Genomic DNA, 19,247 nt, shown 5'->3' on the forward strand with positions numbered 1-19,247 from the left:
GGCCAGATAGTTGTCCTAAGCGGACATCTCGTTTTTTGACGCTAGGTAATTTCGGGAAATGTGTGTTTCACGCTGAATTGCTTTTGCTCCAGTTCACCTGAGCAGGAATGGCCTTGTTGTGCAGCACCGGCTTTGTCCGGCCTACATTGGATTAAGTACGTCCTAAGGTGTTCATGATTTTTGAAACGGACCTCCCTCCTGTCCCCAAGGAGGTAGTGGCATTCTTCCGTCCAAAACCGCACTCGCAGCGATTGTAATGCACTGGCTATGATGCCTGAACTTAGGGAGACAAAACTCAGACGGATCTCCGATCCGTTTTGATGAAAGAATTGGATGTTGCAGAGCAACCTTCCGAGCTATCCCTGCAGCCCGTGTTTCTTGATTTTGTTGTAAAGCGTGCGCGTGGTCATACCCAATTCTTCGGCGGTCTGCGCGCGACGGAAACCATTTCGCGCTAGGGCCTCGGCAATCCAGTCCCGCTCGGATACCGCGGCCCGAACCGGAGTTTCCTCTCTCGGAGCTTTCGAAATCCCCGTCGTTTTTTGGCGAAGGAAGTCGATAGCCTTGAGGTCAATCGTGGACCCTCCGGATTTGCGAATTGCACGCTGGACCGCGTGCTGAAGCTCGCGCACATTCCCGGGCCAATCGTGTTCGAGCATCAACCGCAGCGCAGCGTTTGAAAACTTCGGAGGCTCGCCGCTCAATTGCCGCCCCAGATATATGGCCAGTTCAGGGATATCATCCACCCTCTCGCGCAAGGGCGGCAGGGTGATTTCGTGACCGGAGACTCGATAGTAAAGATCCTGACGAAACGCGCCCATCTCAATCAGGCCAGGGAGGTCTTGAGTGGTTGTCGAAATGATCCGCGCTTCGGCCCGCCGGAGTGTATGATCCCCAATCCTCTGCACGGACTTCTCGTCGGTGAATTTCAGGATTTTGCCCTGATGCGCAGGCTGCAAGGCGGAAATTTCGTCAAAGATGAGCGTGCCTCCAGACGCCAGCTCCAAAGCGCCACGCTGAGTGCCCGTCGTTCCCAATGCGCCGGGGGCCTTGCCCAAAAGATGCACACCGCCTTCTTCGTTGTCCAAGGCGGGGCAATCCACAACAACGGGCTGACGCCGCGCTGCGGGCCCTGCCTCGTGCAATTTGAGGGCAGCGCGGCTTTTGCCGGTTCCCGTTTCGCCGATCAACAGGATCGGGATATCCTCATAGGCAAGATCATCAAGCTCTTCGCGGATCAACTGCATGGAGTAGGAAGATCCAACCAGTTCATGTTCATTGGTTGGCGCACCGGTTTCGATCCGTGACAAGCTGGGAATGGCGGTGAACCCCTTTGTCACCTCATTCAATGTCTGTTCCACTGGCAGCCGGTCCAGCGTCGAGCCGGCCACGAAACCCTGCACACCGCAAAGTCGCGTAATAGCCAATGCTTCTTCGGGCGAAGTGATGGGTCCGCCATGGCAAAGCTTGTCCACCGAGGTGGGAACTCCTTCGAGAACGCGGTCAATTTGGGCGGCAGCTTTCTCTAACGTCAGGTGTGTGTTGACCCCGGTGCCACCGCTTGTGAATCCGATATTTACGCAGATTGCCGTCGCCCCGGCGTCGACCATTTTACGGGCTTGAGCGTTAGTCTGGACGTAAGCGAACACACCTAACCCAATATTTGTTGCTTTCTTGACCATTGTGATTTCCCGGTCCAGCCCCAAGCCTTCCCGCTCGATCGCGGCGCCCAGACGTCCGTCGATCAAAGTTGTCGACGGGAAGTTGCAGATGCCGGAAAACCCCAGCGCTTTGGTGCGCCGCACCAGTTCCGCAATGTCGAGATTAGGATCGCTGACCGAAAACCCGGCATAGATCGGCGCGGTACACCGCCCCAGCATTTCGCGTTCGGCAAATTCAATTACCCAGTCATTGGCCGCGCGGACCGGAAGGAAGCTGGTCAGGGAGGATGCCCCTTGAACCCGAAACCGTCCAGCATTTAGGGCCAGCAGGTAATCGGCCCCCGCCTTGTCCGCTGCCTTTGCGGTCAGGCCAGACCCGACCACGGCGGCGAACAGAAAGTTCTTGTCGCGCGCGCTCATGCTGCGGCCTCGTGCCGGACCAGCCCGTCCACGTTCAGTGTACCAAGGGGGACCGATCGTTCATGCCAGTCCGAGGTATAGGCATAGATAGCTACTTGCGGAACCTCAGCCCGGATCGTGTCGATGATGCGCTGCAGCGACCCAAGCACTAGCGCGCCGCTTTCCGCGGTTTCCACCTCAAGCAGTCCGGGATGTAGCACCAGACTTTCCAGCCCTGCCTTCAGAGCCGCGCGGGCTTGCGCGAGCGAAAGGAAGAACGCCAAAGTTTGGAACCCGGCCCGTTGGGCACGGGCCAGAAAGTCATATTCGAACTCGGGCGAGGCCGGGATGGTCGACATGGATTGCCTCAACGACCCGTCCAGCAGGATAGAAGATGGCCAGTTGGTGATGCCGCGATAGCCCAGCTCATACAACTGAGCAAACAAAGCCGCCTCGGACCCGAACGGGTCGCTGGCCAGCAGTGCGGCCCAACCGCCCTGACAGGGGGTTTCGCGGACGGCCCTGTTATGATCCAGCCGCGGCATCACAAATGCCAGATCAGCTTGCACGGCGGTCAGGCCGTTCAGAGCAGGGCAATAGATTCGGTTATCCGAAGGGGCAGCGGTAGACTGCGTACCGGTGAGCGTGAGAGTTGTCATGAACCTATTTAGGAAAGAATTTCCCTTATTGAGAAGTAATTTCTCACGTTTTCTGATATTTCCCAAAACAAAAAATGAGAATTTGGAATAACATATTGAAAACTAACATTTAAAAATTGATCTCCAAAACCTCTCGTTTCTGTTTTTGCCCCGTTTTCTGCGCCATGCTGCCCCTCAACGGGAGGAACCATGACACTATTTCTGATCGTCACCTTGAACGGGTTGACGCTAGCAGCGCTCTACTTTTTGGCGGCCAGTGGCTTCAGCCTGATCTTCGGGCTGATGCGCACTGTGAACATGGCTCATGGGGCATTGCTGCTGCTGGGCGGCTATGTCGGATACAGCATTGTCGATGTTACCGGGTCGTGGGGACTGGGTGTCATCGGCGGTGGTTTGGCCGCAGGTCTGGCCGGTGCCATCGTGCAAGCGGGGATTCTGGGTTGGATGCAGGGGGATGAGCTGCGTCAGACTCTAGCCTCGATTGCGATTTCAATCATCATGGCCGATCTGATGCTGTGGTACTGGGGCGGGCTAACCTATCAAGTAGAGCCGCCGGATGCCTTGGCCGGGGGGCAGCGCCTGCCGGTTCTGGGCGTTGGGTACGCCAATATTCGTCTGGCGCTGATGGGCTTTGCGCTGGTGGTCGGGATTGGCCTGTGGTTCCTCATCCAGCGGACACGTTTTGGTGCTGTGATCCGCGCGGGCGTGGATGATCAGGACATGCTGCGGGCGCTTGGCTATCCGATCAACCGCATCTTTGTCGTTGTGTTTGCCTTGGGCGGCATGTTGGCCGGAATGGCCGGGGTCGTCGCCGCCAGCGCGCTGTCGATTGCGCCGGGCACGGACCTGCAATTCCTGCTGTCTTCGCTGGTGGTGGTTATCGTTGGCGGTATGGGCTCGATCGGCGGGGCTGCGCTCGGTGCGCTGCTGGTCGGTCTGGCCGAACAATACGGTCTAGCCTACGCACCCACCTACGGCGTGGTGTTTACCTTTGCGATCATGGTGCTGGTGTTGGCGGTGCGGCCGCAGGGCTTGCTGGGAAAGGCCGAGCAATGAAACAGGCGCTGATCCTTGTCCCACTGCTGATCCTGCCCTTCGTGTTGAACGACTTTTGGCTGACGCAGGTGGCCACACGATCACTGATCCTGGGCATCATGGCGCTAAGCCTGAGCTTTCTGGCCACCTATTTGGGCGTCGTGTCCTTTGCGCAGGCCACAATGGCCGGGATGGCGGGCTATACCATCGCCTTTTTCGGACCGAACAGCGTGGGGATCGGCGTGCAGTTACCGTTCTGGGTCTCGATCCCGCTGGCGCTGACGCTGGCCGTGGTGTCCGGGGGGCTGATTGGTCTGATCGCGCGCCGGTCGCGGGGGATCTATGCCATCATGATCACGTTGGCGATTGGGGTGGCGTTCTTCTACTTTACCCGCCAGAACTATACGCTTTTCAATGGCTGGACCGGCTTCTCCGGCGTCCGCGCGCCGCAGATTGCTGGCCTCAGTCTGCGCGATCCGCTGCCCTTGTACTTATTGTCTGTAGGCGTCGCTGCGCTGGCGCTTGCACTGGTCAGCGGCTTTGTCCGTTCGCCGCTGGGCCTGACCATTCAAGCGGTGCGTGACGCGCCGGGACGGGTGCTGGCGCTGGGGATTTCCGTTACCACACCCATCGTTGCGGCTTTTGCCTTCTCGGGCCTGCTGGCCGGAGCAGGGGGCATCCTGAACGTCTGGTATCAGGAACGCATCTCATCCTTTTCAGTCGGCCTTGGGCCCATCATCGACATCCTCATCATCTCGGTCATCGGCGGCTTGCGCCATCCGGGCGGGGCGTTTGTGGGTGCGGTGGTCTTTGTCCTGCTGGACACCTTTGCCGTCGACCTGATCGACCGCGAGCGGTTCAACACACTGATCGGCGTCGTGCTGCTGCTCATCGTGATCGTAGCCCCCGGTGGGCTTCAACAACTGGCAAGCGACTGGATGGCGCGGCTGCGCCGTCCCGAGGCCCCAAAGAAATCAACTGTCTGAGCAAACTCATAGGGAGGAACCTGAAAAATGAAAAAGCTCAAAATGGCTGCATCCGCGCTGGCGCTCTGCGCAATGGCGGTGCCTGCATCTGCCGAAGACGTCAAGATCGGCGTGATCTCAATTCTCGAAGGCGCGTTTGCTGCTTTGGGTCAGGATGGGATCCGCGGTGCGGAACTGGCGGTGCTGGAAACCGGTGGAGAGGTCGACGGCAATAAGATCGAAGTCATCACAATGTCGTCCGACGCCAGCCCCGACAGTGCTGTGAACGCAGCCCGCAAACTGATCGAGCAGGACGGCGTGGATATCATCGTTGGCCCGCTGTCGGGGTCCGAGGGTCTGGCCCTGCGCGATCTGTCGAAATCCTATCCTGGCGTGACCTTCCTGAACGGATCGTCGGCGGCACAGGATACAACCCTGCGCGACAGCTCTGACAACTTCTACCGCTTTGGCGGCGACGGGGCGCAATGGATGGTGGGCGTGGGCGACTATGCCTTTAACGACCTGGGCTACAAATCCGTGGCTGTGATCGCCGAGGATTACTCTTTCCCCTACACTCAGGTTCTGGGTTTCATGACAGAGTTCTGCGAGGCGGGCGGCAAAGTGCCCGAGAAGTTCTGGACGCCGATTGGCAACAAGGATTACTCCTCGGTCGTCTATTCGATCCCGCAGGATATTGATGCTCTGTTCGTGGCGCTGGGTGGCGCGGATGCGGTCAACTTCCTGACGCAATACAGCCAGGCGGGCGGCGACAAGCCGATCATCGGCGGCTCGATCACCATCGACCAGTCCATTCTGGACAGCAAAGGCCCGTTCAAAAAGCTGCTGGTGGGTGCGCCTGCGGGCACCCCGACCGTTGGCGATTATGACGGCGACGAATGGAAAGCCTTTACCGCCAGCTACACCGAAGCCTTCCCCGATGGCTTCTCGGCCCCCTCGATCTTTGCGCATCACTATTACATGAGCGCAAAGGCTGCGATGCTGGCGCTGGATGAGGTTGATGGCGACTTGTCCGACAATCAGGCGGCCTTCCGCGCGGCGCTGAACGATCTGACTTTCACCACCCCCACCGGCGGCACCATGCGGCTGGATAAGAACCGCAATGGCGTGATCGACAACTTTGTCACCGAGGTCTACGAGCGTGAGGATGGCACGCTTGGCAACCGCGTGGTCAAGGTTGTGCGCGATGTGGATCAGCTGCTGGGACAGGACGAAGAGGCGTTTCTGGCCTCGGGTCCGGTCAGCCGGGACAACCCCTCGTGCCCGTAAACCACTCACATAACACCGCCAATGCCCTGGAGGTCCGGGGCATTGGCAAACGCTTTGGCGGGTTCTGGGCGGTGCAGGATATCGACCTGACCGTCCGCCCCGGCGAGCGGCGGGCGATCCTTGGGCCGAACGGGGCGGGCAAGACCAGCCTGTTCAACGTGCTGACCGGAGATACCAGTGCCACGACCGGCCAGATCACCCTGTTTGGCGACAGTGTGACCCGTGAGCCGATCAACAAGAGAATTCAACGTGGGCTGCGCCGGACGTATCAGCACGCCCATCTGTTCAACGGCCTGACCGTGCGTGACACGCTGTTTCTGGCCGTTGCCGGATTGCGCGGTAGTTGGCGGCAGGTGCTGCCCCTGCGCGCCAGCGATGCCCGTCTGGCCGAGGCCGAACATCTGGCCGAAACCGCAGGCGTGGCGGATGTGCTGGACCGCGAGACCTCGGAACTGAGCCACGGTCAGCGGCGACAGCTTGAGATTGGGATCGCGCTGGCCGAAAACCCGAAGATTTTGCTGCTGGACGAACCGGCGGCGGGGTTGTCGCCAGCCGAGCGGCCCAAGCTTAGCGCCTTGCTGATGTCACTGCCCAAGGATGTGACCGTGGTGCTGATCGAACACGATATGGATATCGCGCTGCAGACTTCGGAGAGTGTCTCGGTTCTCTATAACGGGCGGACGTTGGCCGAAGGGTCGCCCGACGACATCATGCGCAACGAGGATGTGCATCGCGTCTATATCGGAGGCGCCCATGGCCACTGATCTGCTGGAAATCCGCGGGCTGGACCTGCGCTATGGCTCAAGCCACGTCTTGCATGGCGTCGGCCTGAACGTCTCGGACCGCCCGCTGGGTATTTTGGGGCGCAACGGCATGGGCAAGACCAGCCTGTGCAACGCGATCATGGGTCTGCATCCGCATTCGGCGGGGGAAATCCGCTTTGATGGCGTCGATATGACCGGACTGCCGCCCGAAAAACGTGCGCAGATGGGGATCGGCTATGTGCCGCAGGGGCGGCGCGTCTTCCGGTCTCTGACGGTCGAGGAACATCTGCGGATCGTCGAACGCAAGGGCGTTGCGTGGTCGATTGAACGGGTTTACCAGACGTTCCCGCGCCTGAAAGAACGCCGCCGCAATTTGGGCGACCGTCTATCTGGGGGCGAACAGCAGATGCTGGCGATTGGCCGTGCGCTGCTGCTGAACCCGCGCCTGATGGTGCTGGATGAGCCGACCGAGGGGCTGGCCCCCGCCATCGTCTCGGACGTGATTGATCTGATCGAGTTGATCGCAGGCGAAGGCATTGCGGTGTTGCTGGTCGAACAGAACATGCACGCGGCTTTGGCCGCCGTGCAGGATGTGGCCATCATGGTCGGCGGAGAAGTGGTCGAGCGGATGACGGCAGAGGCTCTGGAAAACGATCCGGCGATGCAAAAGCGCCATCTGGGGCTGGAACCCGGGCAGTCGGGCTAAGGGAGGGAAGGATGACAAAAAGAGCTTACGTGATCGGAACCGCCGACACCAAAGGGCCGGAATTGCGATACGTGCGCGATCTGATCGACGCAGCGGGGATGGAAACCGTGTTGGTCAACGTTGGCACCAAGGGCGGCGAGACCGGCATGGAAGTGACTGCTGCCAGTGTCGCCGCCTGCCATCCCGACGGGCCGGCGGCGGTGTTCGTGAATGATCGCGGGCAGGCCGTGACCGAGATGTCGCGGGCACTGACCGCCTTTGTCCTGGGCCGCGACGATCTGGGCGGCATCATCGGGCTGGGCGGTTCGGGCGGCTCGGGGATCATTGCTCCGGCCATGCAGGCTTTGCCGATTGGGGTACCCAAGGTGCTGGTTTCCACCCTCGCGTCGGGTGACGTCTCGGCCTATGTTGGTGCATCGGATGTGAACATGTTCCATCCTGTAACAGATGTATCGGGGTTGAACCGCGTCTCGCGCCGATTGCTGGGCAATGCGGCGCACGCGCTGGCAGGGATGATGGCGAATGAAGTCCCCGAAAACACCGATGATCGCCCCGCGTTGGTTCTGTCGATGTTCGGTGTCACCACCCCCGCCGTCCAGGCCATCACCGAAGGACTGGCCGATGACTACGACTGCCTGGTCTTTCATGCCACCGGCAGCGGGGGCCGGTCGATGGAGCAACTGGTCGATCAGGGTGACGTTGCCGGGGTGCTGGACATCACCACCACCGAAATCTGCGACCTGATCGTGGGTGGGATGCTCAGTGCAGGTGAAGAGCGGCTCGACAGCATTGCCCGCAGCAAACTCCCTTATGTTGGCTCGTGCGGCGCGTTGGATATGGCGAATTTCTGGGCACCCGATACGGTGCCCGCACAGTTCAAAGGGCGCAATTTCTATCACCACAACGCGCAGGTCACGCTGATGCGGTCCACAGCGGAAGAATGCGCACAGATAGGCGCGTGGATCGGCAACAAGCTGAACGCTTGTGACGGTCCGGTGCGCTTCCTGCTGCCCCTGCGGGGCGTCTCGGCGCTGGATATCGAAGGTGGAGCCTTCCACGACCCGGCAGCCAATGACGCACTGTTTCAGGCGCTGCGCGATACGGTGACACAGACCCCCGACCGACAACTGATCGAGTTGGACATGCACATCAACGATCCCGACTTTGCCGAGGCGGCGATCGCCAATTTCAAAGAAATCTACACCAAGAAGGATACCTGATATGGCAGTCACGGGACGCGCAGACATCCTCAGCCGCTTGCGGGCAAAGATAGCCGCTGGCCAAGTCATCATAGGTGGCGGTGCAGGCACCGGCCTGTCCGCCAAATGCGAAGAGGCCGGCGGCATCGACCTGATCGTCATCTACAACTCGGGTCGCTATCGCATGGCCGGGCGCGGATCTCTGGCGGGCTACATGTCTTACGGCAACGCGAATGAGATCGTTGTCGATATGGGGCGCGAAGTTCTGCCGGTCGTCAAGGACACCCCTGTTCTGGCAGGGGTAAACGCCACCGACCCATTCTGTCTAATGGACAAGTTTCTGGATGATTTGGGGGCAATGGGTTTCGCAGGCGTGCAGAATTTTCCCACGGTGGGCATCATCGACGGCCGCTTCCGGCGCGAACTTGAGGCCACCGGCATGTCCTATGACATGGAGGTCGAAATGATCGCCAAGGCCCATGAGCGCAACCTTCTGACCACGCCATACGTTTTCAGTGCTGACAACGCTGCCGAAATGGCGAAGGCGGGCGCGGATGTCATCGTCGCACATTTCGGTCTGACCACGGGCGGAACCATCGGAGCCGGGGACAGCGCACCGGATATAGCCGAATGCGCACGGCTTTACGACGAATGGGCCGCAGCGGCGCGCGCTTATCGCGACGACCTGATCTTTATCTGCCATGGCGGCCCATTAGCAGAACCCGAGGATGCACAGAAGTTCCTGGACCTCTGCCCGGACTGTCATGGCTTTTACGGAGCATCATCGATGGAGCGTCTGCCCACCGAAAGGGCGATTACAGCTCAGACTGCAGAATTCGGAAAGCTGCGGCGGGGGGTTGAACGCTCTAAAGGGGTCGCATGACGACAAAACACCAACTTGCAGAACTAGTGCGCAATCAAAACACGACCGGAGAATAGGGATGATCGGAAAATTCATGCTTTCGGCGGATACGCCGCAGGAAACGCTTGATTGGGGTAAGTTGAAGTGGATGAGCAGTCCGCCCGCTACAGGCGCCGGACAGCTTACGGTGATTGAGGTCAGCCTGGCTCCGGGCCACGGCCACAATTTTCACAAACACCCCGATCAGGAGGAAGTTATCTACTGCGTCGCGGGTGAGGTCGAACAGTGGCTTGGCAAGGAAAAGCGGGTGATGGGACCAGGGGACTCCGTCTTTATTGGCGCGGATGTGGTCCACGCCACGTTTAACATTGGCGATCACGAAGCGACTCTTCTGGCAATTCTGGGACCATGTGTCGGAGATATGGGGTACGAGATCGAAGATGTCGCGGACAAGGTGCCTTGGAACGGTCTGCGTTAGATTGCAGAAAAAGCGCCTAGGATTTTCGCACAAGAGTGCAGCCTTATCACTTCTGGACTTGGTGAGCAGGTCCAGACGCTGGATGGTGAAGGCCCACAATGCGAGATCATGTTTGGCTGCGTTAGCGGCTGGCACCTGTCGCGAAGCGGTACGACGTTTTCCTCACAGCAACTGCCCTCGACGCTTTGATCGTCTGTTGACTGTGAGCCCTGAGCCTAGCGTCGTTCCTGCCCGGTCCCAAGCACCTTGACCTCCAGCCAGTGGAAGGCAACTGCGATCAGGCCAGCGACCAGAATGTAGAATACCGCCAGCAACAGCAGTGGTTCATAGATGATGAACGTGTCCGAACGCACCCGCGATGAAACTGCATAAATGTCGACAACAGTGATGGTCGCCACCAGAGGTGTCGCCTTCATCTGCAATATGGTTTCGCCGCCCAAAGTCGGCAACACATTGCGGATTGCCTGTGGCAACCAGATGCGGCGGAACATCGTCAGTCTGGGCATGCCGAACGACTTGGCGGCCTCTAGCTGCCCCTTGGCAACACCTTTGAAGGCCCCGCGCATAACCTCGCCCTCGTAGCCTGCATAGGACAGGGTCAACGCCAAAACCGCATAGGGCCAGGCCTGCCGCAGATACGGCCAGAGTTCAGACGAGCGTATCCACGGGAACTGAGGGAACAGTGACCCGAGACCGTAGTACAAAAGCCAAAGTTGAAGCAGCAAGGGCGTGCCGCGAATGATGGTGCAAAACGCTTTGGCCGGGGCAGCAAGATACCAAGGTCCAACAGCCTGCGCCAACCCAAGAGGCACCGCAAGACAGAACCCAAGTACGACCGTGACGACCAGCAGCCAAATTGTCGTCCAAATACCTTGCAAGGCCAGCGGAGCGTATTTCGGCAGCCAGTCCCATTGCAGCGAGACGGCACACCAGATGACGATCCCTGCGAAAATCAGCATCATTACGACGCGATGCGGTTGCATCAGAGATCTAAGACTGATCATTTACTACCCCCTGTCAGAGAGGGCTGGCCACGGCGGGCCCATTTTTCAATCCGGCCGAAAATGACGCCCGAGCACAGGGTGACCATGAGGTACAGAAACCCGGCAGACAAGAAGAAGGTAAAATAGGCGCGGGTGCTGCTGGCGGCTTGTCGGGTTTCAAGGGTCAGTTCGTTGAAGCCAACGACTGCAAGCAGCGCGGTGTCCTTGGTGGCGATCAGCCATAGATTGGCCAGACCGGGCACGGCAAAGCTCATCATCGCTGGTATCGTTACGCGGCGCATGGTCATGAAGGCTGGCATGCCATAGGACTTGGCAGCTTCGATCTGGCCGGGCGGTACGGCCTGAATGGCCCCGCGCAGAATTTCGGTGGCATAAGCCCCCTGAACAACGCCCAGCACCCAGATGCCAGCGGCCACTCCGTTGATCTCGACCCGTCCGCCACCTATGGCTGCGGATATCTTGTTAATAATATCCGACCCTACATAATACAGGATCAGGATCAGGACCAATTCCGGCACAGCCCGGATAACGGTCGTGTAAATGGCAAGAAGATCGCGTGTGACCTTCCCGCCGTATAGTTTGCCATAAGCTCCGAACAGTCCGATCACTAGGCCGAGCGCATAAGCACCAAAGGCGATTTGCAATGAATTGGACAAACCGCGCAGCAGATTGCCGCCCCATCCCGGAGGCGAGAGCGACAGCAGATCTGCGCTCTGCGCCAAACCTAGCGATTCCAGTAGCCCGGTCACGTTAATGGCTTAGTAGATGCTGGCGGAGAAGTAGTTCGAGGTGATCTTTTCATGTGTTCCGTCCGCCAGGATGGCAGCGATACCCCTGTTCAACGCCTCTCGCAGATCATCTTGCCCTTTGCGGACACCGGCCCCAACGCCGCGCCCCAGAATGGCAGGATCATCTTTAACGGCCCCTTTGATTTCACAGCAGGCACCAGCGTCGGAATTCACAAAGTCCGCCATTGCGATGCTGTCGGCCTGTGTGGCGTCGATCCGGCCCGCAAACAGGTCCTGATTAGCTTCGTCCTGAGTTTGATAGACGCGCAGTTCCGCATCTTTGAAGTATTCTTGTGCATAGGCCTGGTGGATGGTCGAAGCCTGCACGCCAACAACTTTGCCCGCTAAGGATTCCGGAGTTGCATCGATATCGATCGACTTATCTGCGACGATGACCGCAGGAGTGTTGTAGTAGGGATCGCTGAAATCAATGGTTTTCAGACGTTCCTCGGTGATCGACATCGAGGCCATGATGGCGTCGATCTGCTGACCCGTCAGCGACGGGATGATACCGTCCCACGCAACCGGAGTGATGACGCAATCAAGTTCGGCCGCCGCGCAAACAGCGTTGATCACGTCGATCTCCCAGCCGACCCAGGTGCCGGAGCTGTCAAGCGACGCGAATGGCGGATAGGGTTCGGCAGCGATGCCAATCTTGACCTCTTCGGCACTGGCGACGCCAGCTGAAAGAAATGCAGCAGCAAGGCTGGATGCAAATATTTTACTGATTTTCATTATGTTACTCCCTGTTGGCTTTGTTTTGTTGGACTATGCGACCGAACTTAGAAACTGCTTCAATCGTTCAGACTTGGGGTTACCGAAAACCTCGGCAGGTGGTCCCTGCTCTTCAATTCGGCCTTGATACAGATAGACGACGTGATTGGCGACTTCGCGCGCAAACTTCATCTCATGGGTCACCAGCAGCATCGTCCGCCCTTCGGACGCAAGATCGCGGATCACGGTCAGCACTTCACCGACCAGTTCGGGATCCAGCGCCGAGGTCGGCTCGTCAAACAACATGACCGAAGGATCTACGGCCAGCGCTCGCGCAATTGCCGCGCGCTGCTGCTGTCCGCCGGATAGATATGCAGGGTAAGTGTCGGCCCGGTCGCCCAGCCCCACGCGCTCTAGCAACTCATGCGCACGCGCGATGGCCTGAGCTTTAGGAACCTTGAGTACGTGCACCGGCACTTCGATCACGTTCTCCAGAAGCGTACGATGGGTCCACAAATTGAACTGCTGGAAAACCATCGCCAGACGGGTGCGTATACGCTCGATCTGTCGACGATTGGACGGGCTGCCATCGTCGTGCATCTCGACCTGCTCGCCACCTATCGTGATCTTGCCCGAACTCGGAGTTTCCAGAAAGTTGATGCAGCGCAACATTGTCGACTTGCCAGATCCCGACCCCCCGATGATTGCGACGACATCGCCTTTATGCGCCGTCAAGGACACGCCTTTCAAAACCTCTAGCGGGCCGAAGGACTTGTGCAGGTCTTCAACCTTAATCGCTTCGTCATTCTCTGTCGTATGATTTACGGGTGTAGCGGCTTTGGCTGCGTCCATATCCAGGCATCTTCTGATTTCAGCTTGCAGTAAGCCCCGAATCTCGTGATTATGCAAGTGTATAATAACTTCATGTCATGGATATGCCCGCGGTGCAGGACGATAGCCGAAAATTTACGCGTGAGTCCGCCGAGCATCGGCGCGAGGCATTGATATTGGCAACTCTGGACCTGATCGCCGAGATGGGGGTGCGTGGCGCAACTGTGCGTGAGATCGCGGCGCGTGCAAACGTGACCCAAGGTTTGATCCGACACTATTTCACCTCGAAAGACGAATTGGTGCACGCGGCCTACGAGCATCATATGAATACGCTGACCGTCAAAACGGCCGCCTATACCGGGGAAGGGACGGCGGTGTCTCGGTTGTCGAACTTTGTCGATGCGTCTTTGCGGCCACCAATTGTCGATCCCAAGGTCGTCGCCCTTTGGGCCGGATTTCTGAACAAGGTCCAGACGGACCCCAAAATGCAACATGTCCACCAGCGCACTTATGACTACTTCCGAGACCATCTCGAAGCGCTCATCGTCGCTGCGCTCAAGGAAACCCGGCGCGATGTGGAACCCTTCGAGGCGAAACAGTTGGCGATCGCGTGCAACGCGGTGATCGACGGCCTCTGGCTGGAGGGCGGTGCGCTTCCGGATGCGTTTGCCGAAGGCCAGTTGCCCCAGATCGGCCTAGACTCGGTCGGCGCAATTCTAGGTATCACGTTGAACAATGAGGCAGCAGAGTCATGAGAACCTCAGCAGTAACAGCTCGGTTGGCGGGTTTGGGTGGCGCCAAATGGAGCGTACACCTGAAAGCCCGCGAACTTGTCAAAGCAGGTGCTGATATCGTCGAGATGGCGATAGGTGAGCCGGATGTTCCTGTGCCCGCCTCTCTGATCGAGACTACGGTACATTCGCTGCATGCAGCGCGGACGGGATATTCCAATGGTCGTGGAGAAGAGGGCCTGTTGGATGCGTTGGCCGAGCGATATTCGCTCCGCCGGGGACGCAGTTTTAAATCTGAAAACATCCTCTGTTTTCCCGGCACGCAAACCGCCCTTTTCGCGGTTATGGCCGGGGTTGCTGAGGCTGGCGACGAGGTTCTGGTCGGCGATCCGATGTATGCCACCTACGAAGGTGTCGTGCGCGCGTCAGGAGCAGACATGGTGCCCGTTCCCTTGCGACCCGAGCATGGATTTCGCCTTCAGGCTGAAGACATCGCCAAACGGATCACGCCGCGCAGCCGTGCGATCTTGCTGACGACGCCGCACAACCCAACCGGTGCGATCCTGACTGCGCAAGAAATTGCGGAGATCGGGCAATTGGCAATCGCGCATGATTTGTGGATCATAACGGACGAGGTTTACGAAGACCTGGTCTTTGAAGGGTCACAATTTGTCTCGCCCCTTGCGTATACGGAATTTGCGGATCGCGTCATCGGAGTTTCATCCATTTCGAAGTCACACGCTGCGCCCGGCTTCCGCAGTGGCTGGTGTGTCGGTCCATCCGACTTCTGCGAGGCACTGCTGCCTTATTCTGAAACCTTGCTGTTCGGAAATCAGCCCTTCATCGCGGATATGACCGAGAAGGCGATCCGTGACGGGTCAGAGGTTGCCTCTGGCATGGCCAAACGGTTCGCGCGCCGGGCCAGTTTGCTGGCGGATCGCTTGGGGGCCGACACTGAACTTGTTGTGCACCGTCCCGAGGCTGGGATGTTCGCACTCATTGATGTTGCGAACACCGGTCTTGATGGTGAGGCCTACGCATGGCGCTTGTTGCAAGCCGGAGTTGCTGTCATGCCGGGCTCGGCCTTCGGCGACAGCCTGAAGAACTGGGTGCGTGTGGCATTGACGATCAGTGACGATGATTTCGCCACCGCCATCACCCGCATTGTTGATCATGCCAACAACATACCGCGTGAGGTCGCATGAGCGCTCTGACAGTTGGGGAAGCTTTGGTCGCAGAGCTTCGGCGCCGAGAGGTGGCCTGTGTGTTCGGTATTCCGGGTGTCCATACCATCGAGCTGTACCGCGGTCTTGCGGCATCTGGCATTCGACATGTTACCCCTCGGCACGAACAGGGCGCAGGGTTTATGGCGGATGGCCATGCACGTGTATCGGGTAAGCCGGGCGTAGCTTTTGTGATAACCGGGCCGGGTTTGACGAATACGCTGACCCCTATGGCCCAGGCACGGTCGGATTCAGTGCCCTTGTTGGTGGTGTCCGGTGTTAACCCGACGGCATCGCTTGGAAAGGGCATGGGGCATCTGCACGAGCTGCCCGATCAACTGAAACTTGCGCAAACAGTCGCGTTGCTTTCTGAACAGGTTTCCGACGCCGATCAGCTGGACCCGGTCGTAGAACGCGCCTTTCAGCGCTTGACCACCGAGCGGCCCGGGCCTGTGCATATCGAGGTTCCCTTGGATGTGGCTGCCCATCCCTATGTCGCGGCGCCCATTGCCCTTTCCCACACCGAGTGTCAGGCAGGTACTGATCTGATCAGTGACGCTGCAAGCCGACTGGCCGAGGCTGGGCGCGTCGTAATTGTCGCCGGTGGTGGTGCAAAGCGCGCAGAGGGTGCTTTGCAAGCGTTGGCCGAAGCGCTTGACGCGCCGGTTGTGCAAACCGTCAACGCCCGAGGCCTAATGCATGGTCATCCGCTGACTGTGCCTGCCAGCCCCAGCTTGCCGGCCGTGCGCAACTTGATTGAAGACGCAGATTGCGTGCTGGCATTGGGAACCGAACTTGGCCCCACCGATTTCGACATGTATGCAACCGGCCAGATGGCAGAGATGCACGGTCTGATCCGGGTGGACCGATGCCGTGATCAACTGGCCCGCCATACAGCCAAGGTTGCGATTCACGGAGATGTCGAACTGGTCGCACCTGTGCTGGCCGCGTCATTGCCAAAAACGGCAAAAAAGGGCGAAGGTGAAATGCGGGCCAAGCTTGCACGCACCGCTGCGTTGGACGAAATTGGCCCGGACTATCGCGAAATAGTTGATATTCTCAATGCGATCCGCGATGCGGTGCCCAATGCGCTTGTGATCGGGGACTCAACCCAACCGATTTATGCGGGTAACCTGTACTATGACCACGACCGTGCGGGTGGCTGGTTCAATGCTGCAACCGGATATGGTGCGCTTGGCTACGGAATTCCTGCGGCGGTCGGAGCTGCAATCGCCGCCCCTTCCACCCCTGTGGTGTGTATTGTCGGGGATGGTGGCGCCCAGTTTTCCCTTCCTGAAATCATGGCCGCCGTCGACGAAAACCTGCCTGTCATCTTCGTGATTTGGAACAATAGCGGGTACGGAGAAATTGCAACGTCGATGAGGGACGTCGGTGTAACAGTGATCGGTTGCAATCCTACGCCTCCCGATTTTGCGGCAACCGCAAAGTCTTTTGGCATTCCGTATTTTGAAGCTCGTGCGGAACCACAAGTGGTCGCGCGAAAGTTACGCGACGCTGTCGCCGTGAAAGGACCGTCCATGATCGAAATCACTGCCGCAAAACTTGCACCCACGAAAGACTGACCCATGACAGACCCCACTTTCGAGTTTTCACGCGCCATCACCCGTCGCCCTGCATCCACAATCGCAAACGGGCTGCGCGCTGAGGATGTCGGCGATCCAGATCTTGATGGGATGTTGGCAGCGCATCAGGCATATGTAGCCACCCTAAAGAGCACGGGTGCAGAGGTGATCGAGCTTGGTCCGCTCGATACCTTTCCAGACGCACAATTTGTCGAAGACACTGCTCTTTGCCTCCCTCAAGGCGTGGTTCTGATGCGGCCTGGTGCGCCATCGCGCATGGGCGAAGTCGCCGAAATGGCTCCGACCCTTCATGACTGCTACGATACGGTACGTGCGATCGAAGGCCCTGGTCATATCGAAGGCGGTGATATTATTGTAACCGGTCGGGAAATTCTGGTGGGCCGATCAGATCGTACCGACGCGGAAGGTGTCGCTGAACTGGCAAGGATAACTTCTGATTGGGGACACAAGCTGCGGGAAGTCTTCACGCCCAAAGGTGTGCTGCACTTCAAAACAGATTGTTCGCTGATGGATGCCGAGACCATCCTGTCCACCCACCGACTGGACGCATCAGGCTGTTTTGACGGCTACCGTGTGTTACATGTCGCCGAAGGAGAAGAAGCCGCTGCCAATGCCATCCGTTTCAACAATCTGGTGCTGATGGCCGCGGGCTTCCCTCGAACGGCCGATATGCTGGACCGCGCAGGCTATGAAGTTGTCGAGATAGACAATACCGATTGTGCCAAGTTGGACGGTGGTATGTCATGCCTGTCTCTAAGGCTTCCCTAGAGGTATCGCCAAGTAGTTCTGTCGCAAACTCTGGCCTATATGTATTGGGCTTGCGTCTAAAGTAACGTCTGTCGACCCAGAAGATGCGTTGCGAATTTGTGTCTAAGCCGACCGGCCATTTCCCTGCGGCATCTTCCGGCGGGGGTAAACCGGCAAGCCATCTGAATCGGTCCCGGCGGCGTTCCGCCCTAGGTTCGGTGAGAGGATGCCGCCGTCGCGCCGGACCTTCTCCAAAACGTGCCAAGAAAAGAAGCTTTGGTAGAAAAGTTGCGATCGTGGGCAAGAATCATATGACGACGACTGCAAAGATCTGGATCAGAATGAAGGGCATGACTTGGATTAATAGTGCGCCGATTACCAAGGTTCGAGCCATTGCCAAGCCAGGTTATCAGCTCGTGGCCCGCGCCAACTGACGGAACAGTTTGCCCGAGTTGAAGTCACACAACGGGCATCCGAATTGAGCAGATCCACATTGGATTTGTTGAAGCGTTAGTCGGGCGTTGCGCCGATTGAAATGATCTGCGTGCACAATGTGGTGGCCGCAGCAAGTGACCGAGCCGTGGTCTGGGCCATGGTCGGCAGGATCATCCATTCCAATGCCCACGCGCTGCCGGATCGTTCCTGTTCATGCACCATAGCATGGTGCATCCCGGACACCTGTACGGCGTTGAACCGCGCCAGTGTCACCAGCAGCTCAGCCAGAATGGGGTTCTGTTTATGTGGCATGGCCGAGGATGTTCCGCCACCGGACAGCCTGATCTCGTCCACACCTTGTTGGGCCATCAGGCAAACATCCTGCCCCATCTTTCCCAGTGACCCCGAGATGCGCGACAGCAGATCGGCATACGCCACCAGTCTGTCGCGGGTGGTGTGCCAGCTTTGATCTGCCACATGCAGCCCAAGGGCATCGGCGATATGCTTCGCAAAATCGTGCTGCGCAAGCCCAATGGTCTGACCATCCCCGACGGGTCCGGCCATTTGCACGCATTCCACGCGCGGGCGCAGGTTGGATAGGCTTTGGCGATAGCTGCGCAGCGGATCGCGCCAGGTTTCGATCCGGTGACCGACCGAAACGGGCAGGGCAGCCTGCATTCGCGTGCGTCCCATGATTTTGCGTCCGCCAAACTGTTCACTTAGATCGCCCAGCACGTCCGACAGCTGCGACAGGCGCGCTTGCAACAGGTTCGTGGTCTCGCGCAAGGTCAACGCTAAGGCCGTGTCCATCACGTCTTGCGAGGTCGTCCCGGTGTGAATGGCTTTGGCCAGTGGTCCTGCATCCGATCTAAGGGCCTGAACCAGTGCTGGTACAGGCAGCCCATCCGCCATGGTGCCAGCGCGCAAGGTATCCATACCGGGCACGGCTTGTTCAATCCATGCGGCAGCAGCGTCTGCTTGGTCGGCGGGGATTTTGCCGGTTGCGCCCAAGCCGCGCGAATACGCGGCCTCGAAGGCCAACATATGGGTAAGTGACCGCTCCGCCGACCAGATCTCTTGTGCCGCGGCATCTCCGAACAGGCCCGAAAACCAGGGGTGCGAGAACAGATCGGTCATAGTCTACGTCCTTATCTT

General features: G+C 58.6%; 19 protein-coding genes. 12 read left to right on the forward strand and 7 right to left on the reverse strand.

The window, feature by feature from the left end; translation table 11 throughout:
* Positions 1–356: 356 nt before the first annotated feature.
* A complete protein-coding gene (locus ACR0DB_RS11430) occupies positions 357–2,081 on the reverse strand; it encodes a phosphoenolpyruvate hydrolase family protein (protein ID WP_480550941.1) in 1,725 nt (574 codons plus the stop codon).
* Positions 2,078–2,719: a phosphoenolpyruvate hydrolase family protein gene (locus ACR0DB_RS11435; RefSeq protein ID WP_170783205.1), complete on the reverse strand. Its 642-nt coding sequence runs from the start codon at positions 2,717–2,719 to the stop codon at positions 2,078–2,080. Before ACR0DB_RS11435 ends, ACR0DB_RS11430 begins: the two co-directional genes overlap by 4 nt.
* 189 nt (positions 2,720–2,908) lie before the next feature.
* On the opposite strand from ACR0DB_RS11435, the gene ACR0DB_RS11440 reads away from it, so the two are divergent.
* The 8 genes from ACR0DB_RS11440 to ACR0DB_RS11475 are packed head-to-tail and all read left to right on the forward strand — an operon-like array spanning position 2,909 to position 10,015.
* The gene (locus ACR0DB_RS11440) at positions 2,909–3,775 is read left to right on the forward strand and encodes a branched-chain amino acid ABC transporter permease (protein ID WP_480550943.1); all 867 of its coding nucleotides are present in this window, start codon (positions 2,909–2,911) and stop codon (positions 3,773–3,775) included.
* The gene (locus ACR0DB_RS11445) at positions 3,772–4,740 is read left to right on the forward strand and encodes a branched-chain amino acid ABC transporter permease (RefSeq protein WP_480550945.1); all 969 of its coding nucleotides are present in this window, start codon (positions 3,772–3,774) and stop codon (positions 4,738–4,740) included. The genes ACR0DB_RS11440 and ACR0DB_RS11445 overlap by 4 nt, the downstream gene beginning before the upstream one ends.
* A 27-nt stretch (positions 4,741–4,767) precedes the next feature.
* Positions 4,768–6,006, forward strand: coding sequence for an ABC transporter substrate-binding protein (locus tag ACR0DB_RS11450; protein WP_480550947.1), 1,239 nt, complete (start codon positions 4,768–4,770; stop codon positions 6,004–6,006).
* The gene (locus ACR0DB_RS11455) at positions 5,997–6,770 is read left to right on the forward strand and encodes an ABC transporter ATP-binding protein (protein ID WP_480550949.1); all 774 of its coding nucleotides are present in this window, start codon (positions 5,997–5,999) and stop codon (positions 6,768–6,770) included. Before ACR0DB_RS11450 ends, ACR0DB_RS11455 begins: the two co-directional genes overlap by 10 nt.
* Positions 6,760–7,476 (forward strand): ABC transporter ATP-binding protein, encoded by a 717-nt coding sequence (locus tag ACR0DB_RS11460; protein ID WP_480550951.1) that lies wholly within the window; start codon positions 6,760–6,762, stop codon positions 7,474–7,476. The genes ACR0DB_RS11455 and ACR0DB_RS11460 overlap by 11 nt, the downstream gene beginning before the upstream one ends.
* 11 nt (positions 7,477–7,487) lie before the next feature.
* The gene (locus tag ACR0DB_RS11465; protein ID WP_480550953.1) at positions 7,488–8,696 is read left to right on the forward strand and encodes a Tm-1-like ATP-binding domain-containing protein; all 1,209 of its coding nucleotides are present in this window, start codon (positions 7,488–7,490) and stop codon (positions 8,694–8,696) included.
* A 1-nt stretch (position 8,697) separates the two neighbouring features.
* Positions 8,698–9,558 carry a phosphoenolpyruvate hydrolase family protein gene (locus tag ACR0DB_RS11470; protein WP_480550955.1) on the forward strand — a complete coding sequence of 287 codons (861 nt, stop codon included), beginning with the start codon at positions 8,698–8,700 and terminating at the stop codon, positions 9,556–9,558.
* A 58-nt stretch (positions 9,559–9,616) separates the two neighbouring features.
* A complete protein-coding gene (locus ACR0DB_RS11475; RefSeq protein ID WP_170783197.1) occupies positions 9,617–10,015 on the forward strand; it encodes a cupin domain-containing protein in 399 nt (132 codons plus the stop codon).
* A 215-nt stretch (positions 10,016–10,230) separates the two neighbouring features.
* Here ACR0DB_RS11475 and ACR0DB_RS11480 read toward each other — a convergent pair whose 3' ends face one another.
* From ACR0DB_RS11480 to ACR0DB_RS11495, 4 genes are read right to left on the reverse strand one after another with little or no spacing between them, the layout of a single operon-like run.
* The gene (locus ACR0DB_RS11480; protein WP_480504003.1) at positions 10,231–11,019 is read right to left on the reverse strand and encodes an ABC transporter permease; all 789 of its coding nucleotides are present in this window, start codon (positions 11,017–11,019) and stop codon (positions 10,231–10,233) included.
* The gene (locus tag ACR0DB_RS11485; RefSeq protein ID WP_480550957.1) at positions 11,016–11,768 is read right to left on the reverse strand and encodes an ABC transporter permease; all 753 of its coding nucleotides are present in this window, start codon (positions 11,766–11,768) and stop codon (positions 11,016–11,018) included. Before ACR0DB_RS11485 ends, ACR0DB_RS11480 begins: the two co-directional genes overlap by 4 nt.
* Before the next feature lie 9 nt (positions 11,769–11,777).
* Positions 11,778–12,542, reverse strand: coding sequence for a transporter substrate-binding domain-containing protein (locus ACR0DB_RS11490; protein WP_480550959.1), 765 nt, complete (start codon positions 12,540–12,542; stop codon positions 11,778–11,780).
* A gap of 33 nt (positions 12,543–12,575) precedes the next feature.
* On the reverse strand, positions 12,576–13,373 hold the full coding sequence (locus tag ACR0DB_RS11495; RefSeq protein WP_480504004.1) for an ABC transporter ATP-binding protein: 798 nt from the start codon (positions 13,371–13,373) through the stop codon (positions 12,576–12,578).
* Positions 13,374–13,450: 77 nt separating this feature from the next.
* Between ACR0DB_RS11495 and ACR0DB_RS11500 the strand changes: the two genes are divergently transcribed.
* The 4 genes from ACR0DB_RS11500 to ACR0DB_RS11515 are packed head-to-tail and all read left to right on the forward strand — an operon-like array spanning position 13,451 to position 17,678.
* Positions 13,451–14,107, forward strand: a complete 657-nt coding sequence (locus tag ACR0DB_RS11500; protein ID WP_480550961.1) for a TetR/AcrR family transcriptional regulator — start codon at positions 13,451–13,453, stop codon at positions 14,105–14,107.
* On the forward strand, positions 14,104–15,288 hold the full coding sequence (locus ACR0DB_RS11505; protein WP_480550963.1) for a pyridoxal phosphate-dependent aminotransferase: 1,185 nt from the start codon (positions 14,104–14,106) through the stop codon (positions 15,286–15,288). The genes ACR0DB_RS11500 and ACR0DB_RS11505 overlap by 4 nt, the downstream gene beginning before the upstream one ends.
* Entirely contained in the window at positions 15,285–16,889 is a 1,605-nt protein-coding gene (locus ACR0DB_RS11510) for a 5-guanidino-2-oxopentanoate decarboxylase (RefSeq protein ID WP_480550965.1), read from the forward strand. Before ACR0DB_RS11505 ends, ACR0DB_RS11510 begins: the two co-directional genes overlap by 4 nt.
* 3 nt (positions 16,890–16,892) lie before the next feature.
* Complete coding sequence (locus ACR0DB_RS11515) at positions 16,893–17,678, forward strand: arginine deiminase family protein (protein WP_170771697.1); 786 nt, start codon at positions 16,893–16,895, stop codon at positions 17,676–17,678.
* A 489-nt stretch (positions 17,679–18,167) separates the two neighbouring features.
* Here the strand turns inward: ACR0DB_RS11515 and ACR0DB_RS11520 are convergent, their stop codons facing one another.
* The gene (locus ACR0DB_RS11520) at positions 18,168–19,229 is read right to left on the reverse strand and encodes a 3-carboxy-cis,cis-muconate cycloisomerase (protein ID WP_480550967.1); all 1,062 of its coding nucleotides are present in this window, start codon (positions 19,227–19,229) and stop codon (positions 18,168–18,170) included.
* Between the last annotated feature and the right edge of the window lie 18 nt (positions 19,230–19,247).

This window comes from Ruegeria sp. AB6 (assembly GCF_056542685.1).